We start from the raw sequence: 19,864 nt of genomic DNA, 5'->3' as shown, positions 1-19,864 counted from the left end.
CCCCCGCGGCCGGCGCCACGCGAAAACCCGTTGCTCCCGGACCACCAACGGGCGGACCCTGACCGACGGCCTGCTCACCTGACCGGGCCACACCGACGAGACAGGGGGAGGGCGGCGTGCGCCTGCTCACGGACCTGTGGGCGACGTCCCCGGGACGGACCGCCCTCGTCGGCGTGCTCGTCCTCGTCGGAGCGGGCGGGCGCGCGGGTGCCGCCGCGCTCGCCGGTCCGGTCCTCGTCGACCGGTCCGTCGCGGCGTTCAGCGCCCTCGTCGTGTGCCTCGTCGGTGCCGTCCTCGCCGCGCTCGTCGGCCGCCTCGTCCTCGCGGGCCTGTCGGCGGACTGGGCCGCCGACGTGCGACGGCGCGCGTGCCGCGTCGCGTTCGCGCAGGAGCTGACCCGCCTCGAGCACACTCCCGTCGGGGAGCTGCTCGACCGCATCGACCACGACATGCACGACACCGCGGCGCTGGTCCGCAACCAGGGTCTCCACATCCTCACGTCGATCCTCACGGCCGTGCTCGCCGTCGTCACCGCGCTCGTCGTCTGGTGGCCCGCGGGTGTCGCGCTCGCCGCGCTCAGCGTCCTGCTCGTCGTCGTCCTGCGCCCTGTCGCGCTGCGCATCGGGCCGTTGCGCGAGCGCGAGGAGGCGGCGTGGTCCGACCTCGCCGCCGTCATGGAGGAAGGCGTCCACGGCCAGGACGACGTGCGGACCACCCTCGCCCAGCCGTACGTCACGCGGCTGTACGCCCAGCGCGCGTCGCAGGTGCTCGCCCGCGGCAAGGAGGTGTGGCGGCTGTCGGCGGTCCTCGTCGGCGGCGCGCTCGGCATGGTCGCGGTGGCGCTCGCGCTCCTCGTCGTCTCCGGCGCCGCGCTCGTCGGCGCCGACCGGCTCACCGCGGCCGCGCTCACCAGCGTGTGGGTGCTCGCGCTCGGGTTCGCGGGCACCGTCAGCACCGTCTCCCACAACGTCGCCGAGCTGCAGAACGCCCTCGGCGCCTGGACGCGGGTGAGGCTGCTCCTCGACTCCCCGCAGGAGCCGACGGGCGGGCACGCCCCCCGCGACGGCGACATCGAGGTGCGCGGGCTGACGTTCCGCTACCCCGACGACCCCGACGGGCCGCCGGCGCTGCGCGACGTCCACCTCGCCTTCCGGCGGGGCCGCTCCTACGCCGTCGTCGGGCGCACCGGCGCAGGCAAGTCGACCCTGTCCTCGGTCCTCACCCGCGCCGTCCCCGTCCCCCGCGGGGCCGTGTTCCTCCGAGACGCGGAGGGCGAGACCGACCTCGTCGACGTCGACCTGCAGCGGCTGCGTCGCGTCGTCGCCGTCGTGCCGCAGCGCACGGAGATCCTCGCCGGCACCCTCGCGGAGAACGTCGCGCTCTTCGACCCCGACCTGCTCCCGCGCGTGCCCGAGGTGCTCCGCGAGCTCGGGCTCGACGCGTGGGTCGCGGAGCTGCCCGACGGCCTCGACACGCGCCTCGGCGACGGCGGTCACGCACTGTCCGCCGGTCAGGCGCAGCTCGTGGCGTTCGCCCGCATCCTCGTCCGCGACCCGCGCGTCGTCGTGCTCGACGAGGCGACCGCCCGGATGGACCCGGTGACGGAGGCCCGCGTGCGCGCCGCCACCGACCGGCTCCTCGCGGACCGGATCGGGATCGTCGTCGCGCACCGGCTGTCGTCGGTGAGCCGCTGCGACGAGGTCGTCGTCCTCGCCGACGGGCGGGTCGTGGAAGCCGGGCCGCTCGCGGACTCCCGCCGCTTCGCCGAGCTGCTCGCGACCGCCGGCGGGGCGCGCGACCTCGACCTCGACGCCGATGCGGCGCTCGGCCTCGACCCCACGCCCGCCCCCACCGTGTCGACCTCCAGCCCGCCGACCGTCACCCCGCCGGGGCCCGCCCGCGGCCCGGCGGCGCAGCGGACCCCGCGCGCTCGGCCGTGGCGGGAGATCGCCCGGCTGTGCGTCAACGACCCCCGCCTCGGCCTCGTCGCCATCGCGGCGTTCTCGCTCGTCGTCGTCTTCGGGTTCGACGGCTCCGTCCTCGCGTGGCTGTGGACGGACCTCGTCGACGGCACCGGCAGCCTCGTGTGGCCGGCGGTCGGGATCGTGACGGCGCTGCTGCTGCCGGTCCCGGCGAGCCTCGTCGCGTTCCGCAGGTTCCCCGAGTGGTGGGTGACGCAGATGCTGCGGCTGGGCCTGCGGCTCCTGCGGGGGCAGACGGGCCCGCGCCGGGTGAGCCGGCACCAGCCGGCGGAGGTCGTCGCCCAGACCGGCGACACCGAGCGCGTCGTCGTCATCGCCGACAACCTCTACGACCAGGCGCTCGGGCTCGGTCTCGTCGTCGTCATGACGGTCGTGTCCGGCTCCGTCGTGCCCGGCCTGTTCTTCCTCGGGACGATGGTCGTGTCGGGTCTCGTCGCGCTCGCGTTCGGGTCGGGCCTGCACCGGCTCGCGGGGGAGGCCATCGCGACCCGTGCCGCGTTCGCGTCGTCGCTCGCCTCCTCGCTCGCGGCCGCCCGCACGGTCAAGCTGTCGGGAGCGACGCCGGCGGTGCTCGCGCACCTCGCGCGGCTCGACGACGTGCGCAGCGCGACGCTCGCCCGCGAGGTCCGCCTCACGGTGTGGGCGAGCGCCGCGCCGCCCGTGCTGTCGGGGCTGCTGCCCGTGGTGGCGTGGTCGCTGTACCTGCGGGGGGAGCTGTCGAGCACGGCGACCTTCGTCGCCGTCACGACGCTCGGGGCAGCGCAGTGGTTCGGGTACACGACGGCGTCGATCGCGTCCCGCTACCCCTCGGCCCGGGTGTGGCTGCGGCGCGCGACGGAGATGGCGGGCGTCGACACCCTGTCGCGTCCCGTGCCCGGGGTCGACCTCGCCCGCGGGACAGCCCCGGCGCCCGAACCGCCGCCGCGCGTGCCGCTGCAGCGCCTGGAGCTGCGCGGGTTCACGTCGCTGCACGACGACGGCGTCCCCGGTGCCCGGGACGTCGACCTCGTCGTCGACCGCGGTGAGCTCGTCCTGCTGGTCGGGCCCGTCGGGTCGGGCAAGTCGTCGCTGCTGCGGGCGCTCGCCGGCATCCTCCGCCACGACGGCACGCTGCGCTGGAACGGGGAGACGGTCGCCGACCCCGCCTCGTTCCTGCGCCCGCAGCAGGTCGGCTACGTCTCGCAGCTGCCGCGGGTGCTGTCGGGGACGATCGCGGAGAACGTCCACCTCGGCCACGCCGTCGAGGTCGAGGGTGCGCTCAGCACCGCCCAGCTCGACCGGGACGTCGCGAGCGCCGGGGGCCTCGCGACCGTCATCGGCCACAAGGGCGTGCGGCTGTCGGGCGGGCAGCTGCAGCGCCTCGCGCTCGCCCGGGCGCTCGCCCCGCGCACGGAGCTGCTCGTCGCCGACGACGTGTCGAGCGCGCTCGACGTCGAGACCGAGCTCGACCTGTGGCAGGCGCTGCGCGAGCGCGGCACGACGGTCGTCGGGTCGACGTCGAAGCGGGCGGCGCTCGAGCGCGCTGACCGCGTCGTCGTCATGGTCGGTGGGGTCGTCGTCGCGCAGGGGCCGTGGTCGCGGCTGCAGGGCGACTGGGGACGGCTCGCGGGCTGAGGTCCGCGCGCCGCCTTCGTCCCGCGGGATTCAGTCGGTCCCGGCCTCCATCGCCGCCCGGTCGAGGAGGGCGTCGTCCTCGCTGACCGCGCCGCGCGAGGCGATCGCCTCGGCGCCGCCCTCCCGGAGCTCGCCGATGAGGGCGGTACCGGCCTGCGCGCCGATGAGGGCGGCGTGACCGCTGCCGACCATGCCGAGCGAGGCGTACTGCTCGAGGCGGGCTCGGGAGTCGGCGATGTCGAGGTTGCGCATCGTCAGCTGCCCGATCCGGTCGACGGGACCGAAGGCGGAGTCCTCCGTCCGCTCCATCGACAGCTTGTCCGGGTGGTAGCTGAAGGCCGGACCGCTCGTGTCGACGACCGAGTAGTCCTCGCCCCGGCGCAGCCGCAGCGTCACGTCACCGGTGACGGCCGTGCCGACCCAGCGCTGGAGGGACTCGCGCAGCATGAGGGCCTGCGGGTCGAGCCAGCGGCCCTCGTACATGAGGCGACCGAGCCGGCGGCCCTCGGCGTGGTACGTCGCGAGGGTGTCCTCGTTGTGGACCGCGTTGACGAGCCGCTCGTACGCTGCGTGGAGCAGCGCCATGCCGGGCGCCTCGTAGATGCCGCGGCTCTTCGCCTCGATGATGCGGTTCTCGATCTGGTCGGACATGCCGAGCCCGTGCCGGCCGCCGATGGCGTTGACCTCGAGGACGAGGTCGACGGCGGAGGCGAAGCGGCGGCCGTTCACGGCGACGGGGCGGCCCTGCTCGAACGTGAGGGTGACGTCCTCGGAGGGGATCTCGACCTCAGGGTCCCAGAACCGCACCCCCATGATCGGCTCGACGAGCTCGATGCCGGTGTCGAGGTGCTCGAGCGCCTTCGCCTCGTGGGTGGCGCCCCAGATGTTGGCGTCCGTCGAGTACGCCTTCTCCACGCTCGAGCGGTAGGGCAGGTCGCGGGCCAGGAGCCACTCCGACATCTCCGTGCGCCCGCCGAGCTCGTGGACGAACGCCGCGTCGAGCCACGGCTTGTAGATGCGGAGCGCGGGGTTGGCGAGCAGCCCGTAGCGGTAGAAGCGCTCGATGTCGTTGCCCTTGAACGTCGAGCCGTCGCCCCACACCTGGACGTCGTCCTCGAGCATCGCGCGCACGAGGAGCGTGCCCGTCACGGCCCGACCGAGCGGCGTCGTGTTGAAGTACGTCCGTCCCCCGGAGCGGATGTGGAACGCGCCGCACGTGAGGGCCGCCAGGCCCTCCTCGACGAGCGCCTCGCGGCAGTCGACGAGACGCGCGATCTCGGCGCCGTACTGCTGGGCGCGGCCGGGGACGGAGGCGATGTCGGGCTCGTCGTACTGGCCGAGGTCGGCGGTGTACGTGCACGGCACCGCGCCGCGCTCGCGCATCCACGCGACGGCGACGGAGGTGTCGAGCCCCCCGGAGAACGCGATGCCGACGCGCTCGCCGACGGGCAGGGACGTGAGGACCTTGGACACGGCCCCACTTTGCATGACTATGCATAGTCATGCAAACCCAGTGGTCAGTCGGGGCGTGCCGCCCGAGCCTGCTCGCGCCGGTACCGCGCGCGGGCGAGCCGCCGGGCGAAGGGTCGGGCGAGGTCGGCGGCCCCGACGACTCCCGCGTCGTTGCCGAGCCGGGCAGCCACGACGTCGGCCTCGGGCCGGAAGCCCCGACCCGTCAGGGAGCGGGAGAACGCCCGGCGGGTCGGTGCGAGCAGGAGCTCGCCCGCCTCCGACACGCCGCCGCCGACCACCACGCGGCCGGGGTCGTAGGCGGCGACGAGGTTCGCGATGCCGACGCCGAGCCACTCGCCGACCTCGGCGAGGAGCTCCGCCGCCGCGGGGTCGCCGGCCGTGGCGACCTCGCTGACGAGCGGGCCGGTGATCGCCGTCGGGTCGCCGCCCGCGGCCCGCAGGAGGGCGTGCGCCGTCGGTGAGCCGCTGGCCGCGAGGGCGCGTGCCTCCCGCACGAGGGCGTTCCCGCTCGCGTACTGCTCCCAGCAGCCGCGGTTGCCGCACTCGCAGCGGTGCCCGCCGGCGACCACCTGCATGTGACCGAACTCGCCCGCGATCCCGTACCGGCCGCGCTGGACGACGCCGCCGACGAGGACCGCACCGCCGATGCCGGTGCCGAGGTTGACGACCACGAGGTGGCTCTCGCCGCGTCCTGCGCCGAAGCGCCACTCCGCCCAGGCGGAGGCGTTGGCGTCGTTCTCGACGACGACGGGTAGGCGCAGCCGCCCGTACAGCGCGTCCCGCAGCGGCTCTCGGCGCCACGACAGGTGCGGGGCGAAGAGGACGGTCCGGCGGTCGGCGGCGACGAAGCCGGCGGCGGCGATGCCGACGGCGAGGACGCGGTTGCGCCCGGCGAGCTCGCGCACCGCGTCGACGATCGTGTCCTCGACGACGGACGGCGCCGTGCTGAGGTCCGGTGTGCGGCGACGGGTCCGGTCGACGACGACGCCGTCGGCGGTGACGCAGCCGGCTGCGATCTTGGTGCCGCCGATGTCGACGCCGACCGTGAGGACGTCGCTGCGGGAGGGGCGGCGGAGGAGATCAGTCACGGAGGCGGGCCAGGAGCGCCGCCTCGCGCCCGCGCGACAGGCCCCGCGTCGGCTCGCGCGGCTCGTCGCGGACCCACGCGAGGGTGTCGGCGACGGTCTGCGCCGCCGGCCGGGTGGTGAAGCCGGCCGCTCGTGCCCGGCCGGCGCTCACCTGGAGCATTCCGGGGCTGTCGTTCGTCGCGGGGTCGAGCCACAGGGGCAGGTCGAGCCAGGGACGCACCTGCCCGTCGGCGGCTCCGACGGCGTCGGGCGGCAGGGGGACGAGGCGGGCGCCGGAGCCCGACACCGCCACGCAGGTCTCGACGAGCTCGCGGAAGGGCCGCGGGTCGTCGGCGACGGTGAAGGGGCCGGTCAGGCGCTCGGCGCCGGCGCGGACGAGGAACCCGGCGAGGTCCCGGGCGTCGACCCACTGCGTCGGCACGTCGAGGTCCGGCGGGACGACGTGGTCGCCCGGCTCGGCGAGGCGCTGCACCCAGTACGTGAAGCGGTCCGTCGGGTCGTACGGGCCCGCGACGATCGTCGGCCGCACGAGCGCCGGGGTGCCGAAGCGGGCGGTCGCGCGGCGCTCGCACAGCACCTTCAGCTCGCCGTACAGGCGCATGTCGGCGCGGTCGGGCACCGGCTCGTCGAGCTCGAGGAGCGGGGCGTCCTCGGTCGCGCCGGCGGCGGTGAGCGGGGCGTACACCGACACAGTCGAGACCAGGACGTAGTGCCCCACCCGGTCCGCGGTCGCGCCGTCCGGGCCGAGCAGGGCGTCGGCGACCCGGTCGACGTGGTCCGGGTGGTAGGCGGAGACGTCGTGGACGACGTCCCAGCGCTGGTCACCGCTGAGGGCGGACACGTCCCCGTCGCGGTCACCCGTCACCCGCGCGACGCCGGGGAACAGGTCGGCACCGGTGCGGCCACGGTGGAACAGCGTGACCTCCCAGCCGTCGTCGAGGAGGGCCTGGACGAGGTGGCGGCCGACGAACGACGTGCCGCCGAGGACGAGCGCGGTGCGGGTCACGGGCGCTCACGCTAGCGACAGGGTGTGGTCGAGCGGCGGTCCGGGCCGCGGCGGCAGGACCGGGACGTCGACGAGCACGAGAGCGATGTCGTCGTGGTGGCGGCGACCGGCGTGGGCGAGGGCCTCCGACAGAAGGGTGTCGGCGACACGGTCCAGGGGCAGGTCGGTGGTGCGCTCGAGCACCGGTCCGATGGCGAAGAACTCGCCCGACCCGTCGCGGGCCTCGCTGAGGCCGTCGGTGTAGAGCAGCAGCCTGTCGCCGGGAACCAGGAGCACCGGCTCGGCCCTCGGTCGCTCGAGCAGCCCGAGCGGAGGCTGCGGCTCGCGGACGTCGAGCTCGACGACGGGGCTGCCGGAGCGCGTCCGCAGCGGTGGGAGGTGCCCGCACGCGATCATGGTTCCGGAGCCGTCGGGCTGGAGCTCGAGGAACAGCGCGGTGACGAAGTCCTCCGCCCCGAGCGAGCGGCCGACGCTGTCCGCCACCTGCCTCACCACGGCGCGCAGATCGGGTCCGCAGCTGAAGGCGGCCTCTCGGAACGCGCCCAGCGTGAGCGCGGCGACCTGGACCGCCTCCAGACCCTTCCCGCGGACGTCACCGACGAGCACCCGGACGCCCCACGGGGTCTGCAGGACCTCGAACAGGTCGCCCCCCACCGACGCCTCGGAGGTGGCGGACACGTACCGCGTCGCGAAGCGGTACGCGCCCACCGCGCCCTGGCGGGGCCTGAGGATGGTCTGCTGCGCGATCGTGGCGACAGCGGTCACCTGCTCGAGGCGACGCTCGTGGCGTCGACGGTGCGCCGCGAGGACGACGGCCACGACGCCGGCGACGACGATGAGTGCGAGGCGGACGAGCTGCGGACCCCCTGCCCCGCCGCCCAGCGCGCCGAGGGCGACGCCTGCCACGAGAGCGGTCACGGACACGGTCGCAGTCCCCCGAGGTCCCGCCAGGGACGCGGTGAGCAGGGGCGCGCACGTGAGCACCCCGATGTACTGCGGTCCGGGTCCGGCCGACACATCCATGACCACCAGGCCGGCCACCACTCCCGAGCCGACGAGGACGCCGGAGGGCCGACGTCGGCGCGCCGTCGGGGCAGGCGCGCGGTCGGGGGCGTCCGTCAGGGTCACAGCCCTATACTTGCCGCTCGACAAGTAATCGGCGAGTCGGCCTGCGCAGCCGAGGCCCGCGGCCTCATCGCCGGGTGGCGTCCCCGTCCGCCGAGGCGGCCGAGAAGGCGGCGAGACCGTGCAGCAGCGCCTCCCGGTCAGCCTCGGACATGTCCCGCATGGCGCGCTGCAGCGCCGTCCGGCGATGCCGCTCGAGCCGGTCGAGCAGGGCCGCCCCGGCGGCCGTCAGTCGCACGACCTGCACCCGGCGGTCCTCCTCGCCGCGGCTCCGCTCGATGTGGCCCGCGGCCACCAGCCGGTCGCACAGTCGCGTCACCGACGACGGCAGGGCGTCGAGAGACAGCGCGAGCTGGCTCGCCGTCGCCTCGCCGGCGCGCTCGACGGCCACGAGCACCCTCAGCTGCGACGCGGACAGCCGCTCCGACAGGTCGTCGGGGACCCCGGACCACGCGGCGACGAAGGCGGCCCCCGACCGCGCAGCCCGGCTCGCCGCCTCCTCACCGTGCGGTGTCGCGGCCACGCCTCCTACCATCGCACGCCATGGCGCCGTGGGGCGCCGGTGGACGGAGGTGCCCGTGGCGGCCGACTGGGGTGCTGCGGACGAGCAGAGCCTGCTCGCGGCCGTCGCGACGGCGCTCGCCGGCGCACCGCCGTACGAGCTGCCGGAGCGGCTGCAGTCGGCGGTGCGCGGCGTCGACCCGACGGCCACCTGCGTGCTCCACCTCCTCGACCACCGGGCCGCCCGCCTGGTGCCGGTGGGGGACGTCCTCGCGAGGGCCCACGGTGTGGACGGCACCGACCACGGCCGCTGCCTCGTCGCCCAGGAGGTCGTCTCGTCGACGGCGTCCCCGCTGGCGGTGCTCGTGCCGGTCACCGTCCGCGGGGACCGGCTCGGTGTCCTGGAGGTGCACGACTGCCGAGTTCCGTCCCGCACGCTGCTGCGCGTCGCCGAGGTGCTCGCGATGGCCCTGGCCTCCGTGGGCACGGTCACCGACCGCTACGTCGTCGCGAAGCGGTGGGAGTCGCTCACCCTCGCCGCCGAGATGCAGTGGGACAAGCTGCCCGGCCGGTCGCTGTCGGTGCCGTACGCCGACGTCGCGGGGCACCTGGAGCCCGCGTACCGCGTCGTGGGCGACACCTACGACTGGACCGTCGACGGCACCGGTCTGCAGGCGGTCGTCGTCGACGGCTCCGGCTACGGGACGCACGCCGCCGGCAGCACCGCCTTCACCGTGGCGGCGTTGCGCAACGCCCGCCGAGAGGGCGCCGACCTCGCCGGGCAGGCGCGTCTGGCGGACCAGGCCGTCCACGCCCGCTTCCACGGGGAGCTGTCGGCGTCGGCGGTGCTCCTCGACGTCGACGTCGCGTCGGGAGTGCTCCGCTACTGCCTGGCGGGCAGTGGGGGGCTCGTCCTCGTGCGCGAGGACGGCGCGGAGCTCGTCGAGGGCGGGGAGCACCCGCCGCTCGGCGCCGACGAGGACCACCCGTACACGGCCGTCGCCGTCCCGGCCGGACCGGTGCGGCGGGTCGTGCTCGTGAGCGACGGCGCGCTCGACGCCGGGGACAGCGAGCAACGGTCTCGTCGATGGCTGCTCGACTGCCTCGCCGACCTCGCCGAGACCCCGGCGCCGGAGACCGTGCGGGTCGCCGTCGAACGGCTCCGGCAGGTCCACGCCGGGCAGCCGCTGTCCGACGACGCCGTCGTCGTGTGCCTCGACCTCAGGGCGGGGCCGGGCGCCCTCACAGGCACGTGAGCGACAGCGTGATGGTCCTGCTGGGCGACACGGGCGAGGTCGCGCTGCTCCAGGAGCCCGCCGTGGTGGTGACGCGGTACCGGTAGGTGCCGAGGATGCCCGGGGCGTCCGTGACAGGCGGGCCCGCGGCCGCTGCGGCGACGACGGTCCAGGTCGCACCGGCGTCGCTCGTCCGCTCGACGCGGTACCGCGCGGTCGGCACGGTCGGGCTGACCGGCCAGAGGACGTCGATGCCGCCGGGCAGCAGGAACGAACAGGACGGCGTCACCGAGCCGGGCGCCGAGAGGGACCGCGTGCGGGCCTGTCCGAGGCCGTGGGCCGGGGTCGTCCACGCCGCCAACGCGGGTGCCGCCGGCGCGGCGACGAGCGTCGCGACCAGAGCCGCGAGCAGGGTCGAGGCCATCGCCCGGACCGCGCGTCGGGGGGTCACCGCGTCGAGCCGGTGGGGACGTCGGGTCAGGACTGGGCGGCGACGAGCGTGCCGTCGACGGTGACGGTGACCCCCTGGCAGCCGTCGCCTGCGCTCGTCAGCATCTGCAGGCCCCCGACCACGGTCACCGTCGCCGAGGCGTTGGCTGCGATCGAGACGGGGGTCACGGTGCCCGCGCCGGTGGTGAAGTTCGCGGCCGAGCACGCGGCGACGCCGGTGACGGTCCCCAGGTTCGCGCCGGTGACCGTGACGGGGAAGGGGTTGGGGTTGGCGACGTCGAACACGACGTCGCCCGCGCCGCCCGGGTACAGCTGGGAGGAGGCGGTGCCAGCGGTGACGACGAGGTCTTGTGCCGTCGTCGCGCGGCCCTGTCCCGGCCCGCTCCCCCCGACGCTCCACAGTGCGGCCGCTGCTGCGGCGGGCAGTGCGAGGGCGAGGCACCACGCCACGAGGGACGTGCGCCGACGGTGGGCCTGCTCGGCGCGGTCGGTGCGGGCGTAGCGGCCACGCGCGCGAGGCCGGTCGAGGTACCGCACCGTCGGTGCGGGCGGCGTCGTGGACGTGTCGGTGGTGCGCATGGTGGCCAGCTCCGTGGCGCAGGAGGGCCGCCGATCGGGTCCTCGTGAGGAAGGGGTCGGCAGGTCCGCGCTCGACCTGAGTCCTCAGGCGCACGTGGGGTGAGTGACGGGACTTGAACCCGCGACATCCGCGACCACAACGCGGCGCTCTACCAGCTGAGCTACACCCACCACGGCCGCGACCGGCGAGCGGCCCGCGACTGCGAGAAGGAGTGTAGAGGACTCAGGCGCCGCTCTGCTCCGCCGTGACCGCCCCGCCGTCGCCGAGCCCGGGCGCCCAGTCCGGCACGCTGCCGGCCGGGACCTCGTGCGCGGGCGCGAGGGCGCGGACGTGGTCGGTGTCCGGGCCGGGCTGCGGCACGAACACCGCCTCGCGGTAGAAGCGGAGCTCGGCGATGGACTCGAGGATGTCGGCCATCGCCCGGTGCCCGCCGTGCTTGGCGGGGGCGTTGAAGTGCACCCGCGGGTACCACCGTCGCACGAGCTCCTTGATGCTCGACACGTCGACGACCCGGTAGTGCAGGTGCTCGTCGAGCGCCGGCATGTCGCGGGCGATGAAGCCGCGGTCGGTGCCGACGCTGCTGCCCGCGAGGGGCGCCTTGCGCGCGTCCGGCACGAAGCGGCGCACGTAGGCGAGGACCTGCTCCTGGGCGTCGGCGATGGTGGTGCCGTCGGCGAGCACGTCGAGCAGGCCCGAGGTCGTGTGCATGTCGCGGACGACGTCTCGCATCTGCGCGAGGGCCTCGTCCGGGGGGCGGATGACGACGTCGACGCCCTCGCCGAGGACCGTGAGGTCCGCGTCGGTGACGAGCGCCGCGATCTCCACGAGCGCATCCCGCTCGAGGTCGAGGCCCGTCATCTCGCAGTCGACCCAGACGATGCGCTCCCGGCTCGTCGCGGCCGTGCCGCCGCTGCCGCTGCCGGAGCCGCCGTCGGGACCGCCGCCGCTCGTCGTGTCGCCCTCGCTCACGTCCGGCAGCCTACGGGGGAGCGCCGTCCGGACCCGACCGCCGCTCCTCCGGCAGCGGCGACGGCGGCATGAGGACGGCGGCCACGACGAGCACCCCGGCGACCACGACCGCGCCGGCGCCGACCCCGACGACCGTGCCGGGCGAGGCACCGAGCGCCAGGAGCACGACGACGGTGACGACCACGGCGAACGCCGCCCACGCCACGAGCGGCGCGACCCGGGGCCGTTCGACCGTCGCCCGGCGGCGGCCGTGGCGCGCGGCGGAGCCACCGGCCTCACCCCGTTCGGATCCGCCCTGCACCGCGCACCTCCGGTGCCTAGCCTGCAGCACATGAGCCAGCCGGGGACGGAACCTCCCGCCATGTCGCGACCCGGGACCGGCAGCCGGCTCGGGCAGGTCGTCCTCACCGTCGTCGGGGTGCTGCTCGTCGCCGCGTGCGCCGTCGTCGTCACCGGCGTGCTGCTGCTGAGCGTCGGGCCCGGCGCGTGGGCCGCGGGGCTCGTCGTCGCGGCGCTGCCCGTCGCGCCGCTCGTCCTGGTGTACCTGTGGCTCGACCGGCACGAACCGGAGCCCCGGGGCCTGCTGCTGTTCGCCTTCGGCTGGGGTGCCGCGGTCGCGACCGCGGGCGCGCTCCTGCTGAGCCTCCCTCCGACGCTCGCGATCAGCGCCGCCGGCGGTGACCCGGAGGTCGTCGGGGCCGTCGTCGTGGCGCCGGTCGTGGAGGAGGGGCTCAAGGCCCTCGGCATCCTCGCGATCCTCGCCCTCGGCCGCCGTCACCTCGACGGGCTCGTCGACGGCTTCGTCTACGCGGGCCTCGTCGGTGTCGGCTTCGCCTTCACCGAGAACATCCTCTACTTCGGAACGGCTTTCCTCGACCAGGGCACGGGCGGGCTCGTCGCGACGTTCGTCCTGCGCGGCATCGTCTCGCCCTTCGCGCACCCGCTGTTCACCGCCGCATTCGGCGTCGGCCTCGTGGTCGCCACGCGACGACACGGGGCGACCCGGTGGGGCTGGGCTCTCGTCGGCTTCGGCGCCGCGGTCGCGCTGCACGCGCTGTGGAACGGGCTCGCCGTCGCCGCGCCCGGCGGCTTCCTCACGACGTTCGTCGTGCTGTGGGTGCCGCTGTTCGTCACGTTCGTCGCCGTCGCGCTCACCGCACGCCGGCGCGAGGCGCGGATGATCCGGCGCAACGTCGCCGTGTACGGCCTCCACGGCTGGCTGAGCCCGGCCGAGGAGCGGATGGTCGGCTCGCTGACCGAGCGGCGGCAGGCCCTCGCGTGGGCGGAGAACCGGGGCGGACGCAGCGCGCGCGACGCCATGCACCGCTTCCAGCTCGCCGCGGTCCGGCTCGCCCACCTGCGGGAGCGGATGGAGACCGGCACGGCCCCGTGGGACGCGCGCGCCCGCGAGCAGGACCTCCTCCAGCGGCTCGTGAGCGCCCGCGCGGGCTTCGGCGGCTGATCCGGCGCACCCGCTCGACTCCCGTGCCCGCCCGAGCCGGTGGGTGCGCCCAAGGGTCCGGTCGCCCGTGTCCGCGTCGTGGCCGAACCGTGTCCTGATCGTGGCCTGGGGCCGGATCCACGCTGCTCAGCACGGCGTCAGACTCGTGAGCGCGCCGTCGGGGCGTGCCGAGAGGAGCCCTCCATGTCCGGTCCGGCCCGCCGCCCCGCCCGCTCCGCCGTCCTCGTCACGGTCCTCGCGCTGCTGTCGCTCGCGCTCGCGACCCTCCTCGCCGGGTGCGCCGGCGCCGACTCCGCGACGGAGGACGCCGGCGGGGGCGAGGAGTTCGTGGGCGCCGAGGCCGCACCCGAGGCGGAGGCCGCGCAGGACGGTCCCGTCGACGGTGCGGACCAGGACGCCGGCGCGGACGAGGCCGGCGGCGAGGCGGCCTCCGACCCGGACGCCGAGGCCGCCGCCGCGGACGTCGACGTCGCGCTCGGCGCGTCCACGGCCACGCAGGCGGGGCGGCGCGTCGTCACCACGACCGTCGAGGTGGCCGTCGACGACGTCGCCGATGCCGCCCGCCGCACCCGCGACCTCGCCGTCGTCGCTGGCGGCTTCGTCGCGGGTGAGAGCACCGTCGGCGGCGAGCACCCGAGCGCCGAGCTCGTCCTCCGAGTGCCCGTCCAGGGCGTCGGGGACGTCACCGCCGACGTCGCCGCGCTCGGTGAGGAGGTGTCCCGCACCACAGAGGACGAGGACGTCGAGAACACCCTGGTCGACCTCGAGAGCCGGGTCGCGACGCAGCGCGCCGGCGTCGAGCGGGTCCGTGCGCTGCTCGCGGAGGCGACGAGCCTCGACGACGTCCTCGCCCTCGAGCGGGAGCTCACGCGCCGGCAGGCGGACCTGGAGTCCCTCGACGCGCGACGGGCCGCCCTCGCCGACCGTGCCGCCCTCGCGACCCTCACCGTGCGGCTGGGCCTGCCTGACGACGTCCGCGCCGCGGAGGTCGAGGAGGTCCCACCGTTCCTCGCCGGGCTCACCGGCGGCTGGGAGGCGCTCGTCGCCTCCACCGGGGTCGTCCTGCTCGTCGTCGGCGGTCTGCTGCCGTGGGTCGTCGCCCTCGCAGTCCTCGGGGGCCTCGTGTGGCTCGCCGTCCGGGTCGTCCGCCGGGCGGCGACGACCTCCCGACCCGCCGCCCGCTCCGCCGGCCCGGGCGCGCCGGAGGCCCCGTCGCAGGTGTGAGCGCACACTGGTGCCGTGAGCAACCTCGACACCGCCCCGAGCCCCACCGACATCGGGGAGGGAGGGGAGCTCGCGGCGCACGCCGGCACCGGCCCGCTCGCGCGGGTGCTGCGGGCGCGGGACGTGCCCCTCGGTGGCCCGCGAGCGATGCGGGTGCGACGCACCCTGCCGTCGCGCGAGCGCACGACGATCGGTGCGTGGTGCTTCGTCGACCACTACGGACCGGCTACCGGCGAGCGGGTCATGGTGGTGCCGCCGCACCCCCACACCGGGCTGCAGACCGTGACCTGGCTCGTCGGCGGCGAGGCGCTGCACCACGACTCCGTCGGCTCCGAGGCGACGATCCGCCCGGGCCAGCTCAACATCATGACGAGCGGGCACGGCATCGCCCACGGCGAGCAGTCCCTCGACGGCGGCGACCCGCTCCACGGGGTCCAGCTGTGGGTGGCGCTTCCGGAGGAGCACCGCCACCAGGCGCCGCACTTCGAGCACCACGCCGAGCTCCCGGTCCGCACCGCCGACGTCGACGGCACGACGGTGCGCACCACCGTCCTCGCCGGCACGTTCGACGGCCTCACCTCCCCGGCCGCCACCTACACCCCGCTCGTCGGTGCCGAGCTGCGCACCGACGGGCCGGTGCGGCTGCGGCTGCCGCTCGACCCGGCCTTCGAGCACGGGCTGCTGCTCGTCGACGGGGCGGCGACGGTCGTGGGCGCGCCCGAGGAGGCCGCGCCCGGGGCGGGGGACCTCGTCGACCTCGGCGACGACCGCGACGACGTCGAGGTCGTCGTCACCGAGCCGTCGACCCTCCTCCTGCTCGGGGGGGCGCCGTTCGGGGAGCGGCTCGTCATGTGGTGGAACTTCGTCGGGCGGACCCACGACGAGGTCGTCGCCTCCCGCGAGGCGTGGCAGTCCCGCGACGACCGCTTCGGCGTCGTGCCCGGCTGGGCCGACGACTCGTGGCTGCGTGCGCCCGAGCTGCCGAACGTGCGGCTCCGCCCGCGCGGTTGAGCCCGCCGTCACCCGGGCGGAGCAACCGAACCGTTACCGAGCGTGCCTTGACGGTCACATCGGGGGACTGGGTGCTTCCCGAAGGGAGTAACTGACCGCGCCTTGGCGGACACGCTGAGTGGTTGCTTTCTACAGTTCGAGCTGTTCGTCACCCCGCCTTCTCTTCTGGAGACCGTGTGAGCCAGCAGTCCGCGTCCCCCGTCCTCGCCCCCACGACCGTGCCCGGGCACGTGCCCTCGCCCGGCTCGCTCCTGCGGGTCTCGCCGGCGGAGCCGATGCCCGACCTCGCACCGATGATCCACCGGCAGCGGCTCGTCATCGAGGGCTACTGCGATGCGCCCATCTCGGCGGAGGCCATCAGCGCGTTCCTCACAGAGCTGAGCGACACGATCGGGATGGTGACCCTGGTCGAGCCGGTCACGCACAAGTCGCCGCTGTACGGCTGGGCGGGCTGGATCCACTGGGAGACCTCGGGGGCGCACTTCTACGCGTGGGACCAGCCGCTGCTGTTCTTCAGCGTCGACGTGTACGCATGCAAGCCGTTCCAGGCGCGCGACGCCGTCGCCCTGGCCGCGCGCCACTTCGGTGGCGCGCCGGTCTGGAAGGAGTTCTGATGAGCGTCGCCGCGCTCGACCGGGACAGCGACGTGCCGGTGGACACGTCGCCGGGTCGCTCGCGGCTGGTGGTCGACCCCACCGGTGCTCTGCTCGCAGCGTCGTTGGAGTGCGAGGCCGGGGCCTTCTTCGCTCGGTACGGCAACACCCAGGAGCAGCTGGACGCGGAGTACCGGGCCTACGACGCCCAGCGCCGCTTCATCTCCCTCGTGGACGACCGAGGCGACGTCGTCGCGACGACCCGTGTGACGGCTCCCGGCCCCGCAGGCCTCAAGACGTTCCAGGACTGCGCCGCAGCGCCCTGGAGCGTCGACGCGGTGGCAGCACTCGAACGCATGGGCGTCGACCCGCTCTCGACGTGGGACGTCACGACGATCAGTGTCCGTCGGGGGACGCGCCGCTCGGCGCTGGCGTCCGCCGCGCTGTTCCACGGCCTCATCCAGACCATGCGCGCCAACGGTGCGTCCGCAACGGTCGCGATCCTCGACACGCGGGTGCGTGCCCTCCTTCGCACATTCGGGCTCGAGTACCGCGCCATCGCGGGCACGACGCCCGCGGAGTATCTCGGCTCTCCGGCCAGCCTGCCGGTCGTGGCGCCGTTCGCCGCGATGATGGCCGAGCAGCGTCGACGCATGCCCGAGGCACATCGGCTCATGTCCATGGGCGTGGGACTCGGTGACATCGAGCTGCCGCCGCTCAGCGACTACGTGTGGCCTCGGACCCTCGACCTGCGTGACGCGGTGACGACGTCACAGCACCCCGGCGCGCGCCTCGTCGAGGTGGGCGTGCCAGCCGGCGACCCAGTCGAGCACGTCGCCTGACGGCATCGGCCTCGCGACGACGTACCCCTGGAGGGCGTCGACGCCCATGCGGACCAAGGCGTCGGCCGTCGTCTCGTCCTCGACCCCTTCAGCCACGACGCGGAGGCCGATCGCCTGCGCCATCTGGCGGGTTGAGTCGACGATGACCCGGCTGCGGACGTCCGTCGACAGGGTGGAGACGAAACTGCGGTCGATCTTGAGCTCCTGGACCGGTAGGTCGCGGAGGTAGGCGAGGGAGGAGAACCCGGTGCCGTAGTCGTCGATCGCGGTCTGGACCCCGTGGGCGCGCAGCTTTGCGAGCACCTCCCGTGCGCGTTCGGGGTCCGCCACGAAAGAGTCCTCCGTGACCTCCACGAGGAGGGCCTCCGCGGGCAGGTCGACTCGACTCAGCGCGTCGAACAGGCAGGGAAGTACCTGTCCGCCGAGTAGTTCCGGCGGTGCGCAGTTGAAGCTGACCGTGAAGTCCAGTCCCAGTCGGCGCCAGCGCTGTGCATCCTCGACGACCGAGGTCACGACCGTCTGCGTGAGGCCGGTCATGAGGCCTGACCGACGGGCGTCGGGCAGGAAGGAGATGGGCGTGAGCAAGCCCCGGGTCGGGTGCTCCCAACGGACCAGCGCCTCCATCGCCACGACCCTGCGGGTAAGGGCGTCGACCTGCGGCTGGTACCAGATGACGAGCTCTCCGTCGTCGATGCCCCTGCGGAGGTCGGACACGTTCTCCAAGCGTGCGCGGGAGAACATGTCGCGCGCCGCGTCGTACACCTCGACCTCGCTGCGCGAGTTCTTGGCGTCGTACATCGCGACGTCGGCCTGCCGCATGAGGTCGGTCGCCTCCGTCTCACCCTCCCGGTGGACGGCGATCCCGAGGGACGTCCGCATGGTCACGGTGATGTCGTCGACGACGAGGGGCGCCTGCAGTTCGTCGAGCAGCGCACGAGCGTGGCCCTGAAGACGGTCCTCGTCATCATCGCGGCAGACGACGGCGAACTCGTCGCCGCCGAGCCGGGCCACGAGCCGCTCGTGACCCGCCCACTTCTCCAGCCTCGCGGCGACCTCGATGAGGACCGCGTCCCCCGCGGCGTGACCGAGGCTGTCGTTGACCTCCTTGAAGCCGTCGAGATCGAGCAGCATGAGCGCGACGGGCTTCCTGACGGTGATGCGGCGACGCAGCTCGGCGTGCACCGCCCGGCGGTTGGGGATGCCCGTGAGGTCGTCGGTCAGGGACAGCCGCCGGGCCTCGACGGCGCCTTGAGCCTCGCGGAGGGCGAGGACGAGGCGGGCGCCGGCGGCGAGAAGCGTGATGATGGCCGGCACGGTTGTGTACCAGTGCCCGGGTCCCTCGTCGAGAGCCAGGACGGCAACGGCGCCGAGGCTGGCGAGCACGAGGGCTGTGCCCCGGCTCCTCGGGCGCAGCGTGGCGCCGCTGACGGTCGGCCTCGCACACAGGCCGACCACGATGGCGCCGAAGGCGAGGCCGTACAGACTGTCGACGACGACGTTCGTCACGTACGTCATGGACGTCGACAGGACGAAGACGCTGTCGGCAGCGGCGAGGCACAGGAACCCTGTCACGATGGCGCCGGTCGAGAGGGTGAGCCGGCGCCCGCGCAGCACGACCTGCGCGAGGACGATGACCAGCAGGGCGATGTCGAGCATGGGGTAGAGCAGCGCGAGCAGGGCGCCGAGGCCCTCGGCGGCGATTCGTTCACCGATGGGCGTCACGAGGGCGACGCCCGCAAGGCTCACTGTCCCGGCGCACACGACGAATGCGTCGAGCCAGGCGGACGACGGCCGCCAGCCACGCCGGCGCGGCACGTCACCCAGGACAGCCGCAGCAAGAAGCACGTAGGACGCGAGGAAGAAGCCCTCCCCGGGAGCGGGGAAGTCGGTCATGTGGGCCTCGCCCGAGGCCGTGACGGTGGCCGAGCCGGTCACCCACAGCAGTAGGCCGCCGGCGAGCAACAGCCGGGGGGTGGGGCGGGGCAGGGCCACGGCGCTCGCAACGCAGTAGCCGAGCGCCAGGAGGAAGAACGTTCCGAGGAGTGTCGACACGAGCATCGGCGGCGTCGGTGCGAAGGAGCTGCCACCCTGGATCAGTTCAGCCGCCCATCTGGTGACGATGACGGCGACCATGCCGACCGCGGTGACGCGTCGCGCGCGCAGCAGCCACGGGCGGCGCACCGCTGCTCCTTGCGCGACTGTCACCACCGGCTCCTGTCCGCTCGTCAGCCGCCGGGTGACGGCTCGGCCGCGGGGAACGTGACCCGTGGCTCCTTCCTGGTCGGCGCGGCTCCCCACGCCCTTGACGGCCGTGTACGGCGATCGGGTGACGCGCCTGCCTCGCGCAGGGTGCGTAAGCGGAGGAACCGGACGCACCCGCCCCGCTCCGCTCCGTATCGGGGGTGGGCCGGAACGCGGGCGCGCCCGCCCCCTTGACGGGGACGGGCGCGTCGGCTCCGGGGTCGGCAGAGGTCAGTCGCCTTCGAGGTTCACGCGGACGGCATCGACCCAGTACCGGCCCCAGTAGGTGTCGATGAACGTGCCGGTGCCGCCGCCGGCCTTGAGGTCGACGAGGACGTGGCGGCCGGTCGCCGAGTTGTAGAGCGCCACCTCGGACAGGGCCGTCCGGTCGCTCTCGAGGGCGGTGACGACGTCCCAGCCCTTCGACCACAGCCGGTCGGAGAACGTGCCGGTGGCGCCATTGGCGAA

General features: G+C 74.7%; 18 protein-coding genes and 1 tRNA gene. 7 read left to right on the top strand and 12 right to left on the bottom strand.

The genetic code is table 11. The features are described from left to right. The first annotated feature begins 116 nt into the window (after positions 1-116). Positions 117-3,596, top strand: a complete 3,480-nt coding sequence (locus WAB14_RS16970) for an ATP-binding cassette domain-containing protein (RefSeq protein WP_340271524.1) — start codon at positions 117-119, stop codon at positions 3,594-3,596. Between the two features lie 30 nt (positions 3,597-3,626). Here the strand turns inward: WAB14_RS16970 and argG are convergent, their stop codons facing one another. From argG to WAB14_RS16945, 5 genes are all read right to left on the bottom strand, one after another. Further along, positions 3,627-5,069 carry an argininosuccinate synthase gene (argG, locus tag WAB14_RS16965; protein ID WP_340271523.1) on the bottom strand — a complete coding sequence of 481 codons (1,443 nt, stop codon included), beginning with the start codon at positions 5,067-5,069 and terminating at the stop codon, positions 3,627-3,629. Positions 5,070-5,113: 44 nt separating this feature from the next. Then, positions 5,114-6,157 (bottom strand): ROK family glucokinase, encoded by a 1,044-nt coding sequence (locus tag WAB14_RS16960; RefSeq protein ID WP_340271522.1) that lies wholly within the window; start codon positions 6,155-6,157, stop codon positions 5,114-5,116. Then, entirely contained in the window at positions 6,150-7,163 is a 1,014-nt protein-coding gene (locus WAB14_RS16955) for an NAD-dependent epimerase/dehydratase family protein (protein ID WP_340271521.1), read from the bottom strand. Before WAB14_RS16955 ends, WAB14_RS16960 begins: the two co-directional genes overlap by 8 nt. Positions 7,164-7,169: 6 nt before the next feature. Further along, a complete protein-coding gene (locus tag WAB14_RS16950; protein ID WP_340271520.1) occupies positions 7,170-8,081 on the bottom strand; it encodes a PP2C family protein-serine/threonine phosphatase in 912 nt (303 codons plus the stop codon). A 274-nt stretch (positions 8,082-8,355) separates the two neighbouring features. Beyond that, a complete protein-coding gene (locus tag WAB14_RS16945) occupies positions 8,356-8,811 on the bottom strand; it encodes a MarR family winged helix-turn-helix transcriptional regulator (RefSeq protein ID WP_340271519.1) in 456 nt (151 codons plus the stop codon). 55 nt (positions 8,812-8,866) lie between these two features. Between WAB14_RS16945 and WAB14_RS16940 the strand changes: the two genes are divergently transcribed. Then, positions 8,867-10,045 carry a PP2C family protein-serine/threonine phosphatase gene (locus tag WAB14_RS16940; RefSeq protein ID WP_340271518.1) on the top strand — a complete coding sequence of 393 codons (1,179 nt, stop codon included), beginning with the start codon at positions 8,867-8,869 and terminating at the stop codon, positions 10,043-10,045. Here WAB14_RS16940 and WAB14_RS16935 read toward each other — a convergent pair. The 5 genes from WAB14_RS16935 to WAB14_RS16915 all read right to left on the bottom strand — a co-directional run bounded on the left by WAB14_RS16935 (position 10,032) and on the right by WAB14_RS16915 (position 12,324). Next, the gene (locus WAB14_RS16935; protein ID WP_340271517.1) at positions 10,032-10,448 is read right to left on the bottom strand and encodes a hypothetical protein; all 417 of its coding nucleotides are present in this window, start codon (positions 10,446-10,448) and stop codon (positions 10,032-10,034) included. The genes WAB14_RS16940 and WAB14_RS16935 overlap by 14 nt on opposite strands. A gap of 53 nt (positions 10,449-10,501) precedes the next feature. Beyond that, on the bottom strand, positions 10,502-11,053 hold the full coding sequence (locus WAB14_RS16930; RefSeq protein ID WP_340271516.1) for a hypothetical protein: 552 nt from the start codon (positions 11,051-11,053) through the stop codon (positions 10,502-10,504). Between the two features lie 95 nt (positions 11,054-11,148). Next, positions 11,149-11,224 (bottom strand) — tRNA-His (locus tag WAB14_RS16925). Between the two features lie 52 nt (positions 11,225-11,276). Beyond that, entirely contained in the window at positions 11,277-11,912 is a 636-nt protein-coding gene (gene orn / locus WAB14_RS16920) for an oligoribonuclease (RefSeq protein WP_377002854.1), read from the bottom strand. Positions 11,913-12,033: 121 nt separating this feature from the next. Then, the gene (locus WAB14_RS16915) at positions 12,034-12,324 is read right to left on the bottom strand and encodes a hypothetical protein (RefSeq protein WP_340271514.1); all 291 of its coding nucleotides are present in this window, start codon (positions 12,322-12,324) and stop codon (positions 12,034-12,036) included. 30 nt (positions 12,325-12,354) lie between these two features. Between WAB14_RS16915 and WAB14_RS16910 the strand changes: the two genes are divergently transcribed. The 5 genes from WAB14_RS16910 (at position 12,355) to WAB14_RS16890 (ending at position 17,155) form a co-directional block, all read left to right on the top strand. Next, a complete protein-coding gene (locus WAB14_RS16910; RefSeq protein ID WP_340271513.1) occupies positions 12,355-13,485 on the top strand; it encodes a PrsW family intramembrane metalloprotease in 1,131 nt (376 codons plus the stop codon). Positions 13,486-13,668: 183 nt separating this feature from the next. Beyond that, positions 13,669-14,709 carry a DUF4349 domain-containing protein gene (locus WAB14_RS16905; protein WP_340271512.1) on the top strand — a complete coding sequence of 347 codons (1,041 nt, stop codon included), beginning with the start codon at positions 13,669-13,671 and terminating at the stop codon, positions 14,707-14,709. 15 nt (positions 14,710-14,724) lie between these two features. Beyond that, positions 14,725-15,720, top strand: a complete 996-nt coding sequence (locus WAB14_RS16900; RefSeq protein ID WP_340271511.1) for a pirin family protein — start codon at positions 14,725-14,727, stop codon at positions 15,718-15,720. Between the two features lie 176 nt (positions 15,721-15,896). Beyond that, positions 15,897-16,334, top strand: coding sequence for an S-adenosylmethionine decarboxylase (locus WAB14_RS16895; RefSeq protein ID WP_340271510.1), 438 nt, complete (start codon positions 15,897-15,899; stop codon positions 16,332-16,334). Next, positions 16,334-17,155: a hypothetical protein gene (locus WAB14_RS16890; protein WP_340271509.1), complete on the top strand. Its 822-nt coding sequence runs from the start codon at positions 16,334-16,336 to the stop codon at positions 17,153-17,155. Before WAB14_RS16895 ends, WAB14_RS16890 begins: the two co-directional genes overlap by 1 nt. On the opposite strand, the gene WAB14_RS16885 is transcribed toward WAB14_RS16890, so the two are convergent. Next, a complete protein-coding gene (locus WAB14_RS16885; protein WP_340271508.1) occupies positions 17,084-19,360 on the bottom strand; it encodes a putative bifunctional diguanylate cyclase/phosphodiesterase in 2,277 nt (758 codons plus the stop codon). The two genes, WAB14_RS16890 and WAB14_RS16885, sit on opposite strands and share 72 nt — an antisense overlap. Before the next feature lie 267 nt (positions 19,361-19,627). After that, the coding region (locus tag WAB14_RS16880; protein ID WP_340271507.1) for a hypothetical protein at positions 19,628-19,864 on the bottom strand (237 nt) is incomplete at its 5' end.

Origin of the sequence: Aquipuribacter nitratireducens, assembly GCF_037860835.1 — a bacterium.
GTDB classification, from domain to species: domain Bacteria; phylum Actinomycetota; class Actinomycetes; order Actinomycetales; family JBBAYJ01; genus Aquipuribacter; species Aquipuribacter nitratireducens.
Note: the sequence above shows the minus strand (reverse complement) of the source record. Positions and strands in the feature narration are given on the sequence as shown.

Coding starts and splice junctions, on each gene's coding strand:
- orn (WP_377002854.1), bottom strand. CDS start 11,912: ATGACGGGCCTCGACCTCGAGCGGGATGCGCTCGTGGAGATCGCGGCG.
- WAB14_RS16905 (WP_340271512.1), top strand. CDS start 13,669: ATGTCCGGTCCGGCCCGCCGCCCCGCCCGCTCCGCCGTCCTCGTCACG.
- WAB14_RS16935 (WP_340271517.1), bottom strand. CDS start 10,448: ATGGCCTCGACCCTGCTCGCGGCTCTGGTCGCGACGCTCGTCGCCGCG.
- WAB14_RS16910 (WP_340271513.1), top strand. CDS start 12,355: ATGAGCCAGCCGGGGACGGAACCTCCCGCCATGTCGCGACCCGGGACC.
- WAB14_RS16890 (WP_340271509.1), top strand. CDS start 16,334: ATGAGCGTCGCCGCGCTCGACCGGGACAGCGACGTGCCGGTGGACACG.
- WAB14_RS16930 (WP_340271516.1), bottom strand. CDS start 11,053: ATGCGCACCACCGACACGTCCACGACGCCGCCCGCACCGACGGTGCGG.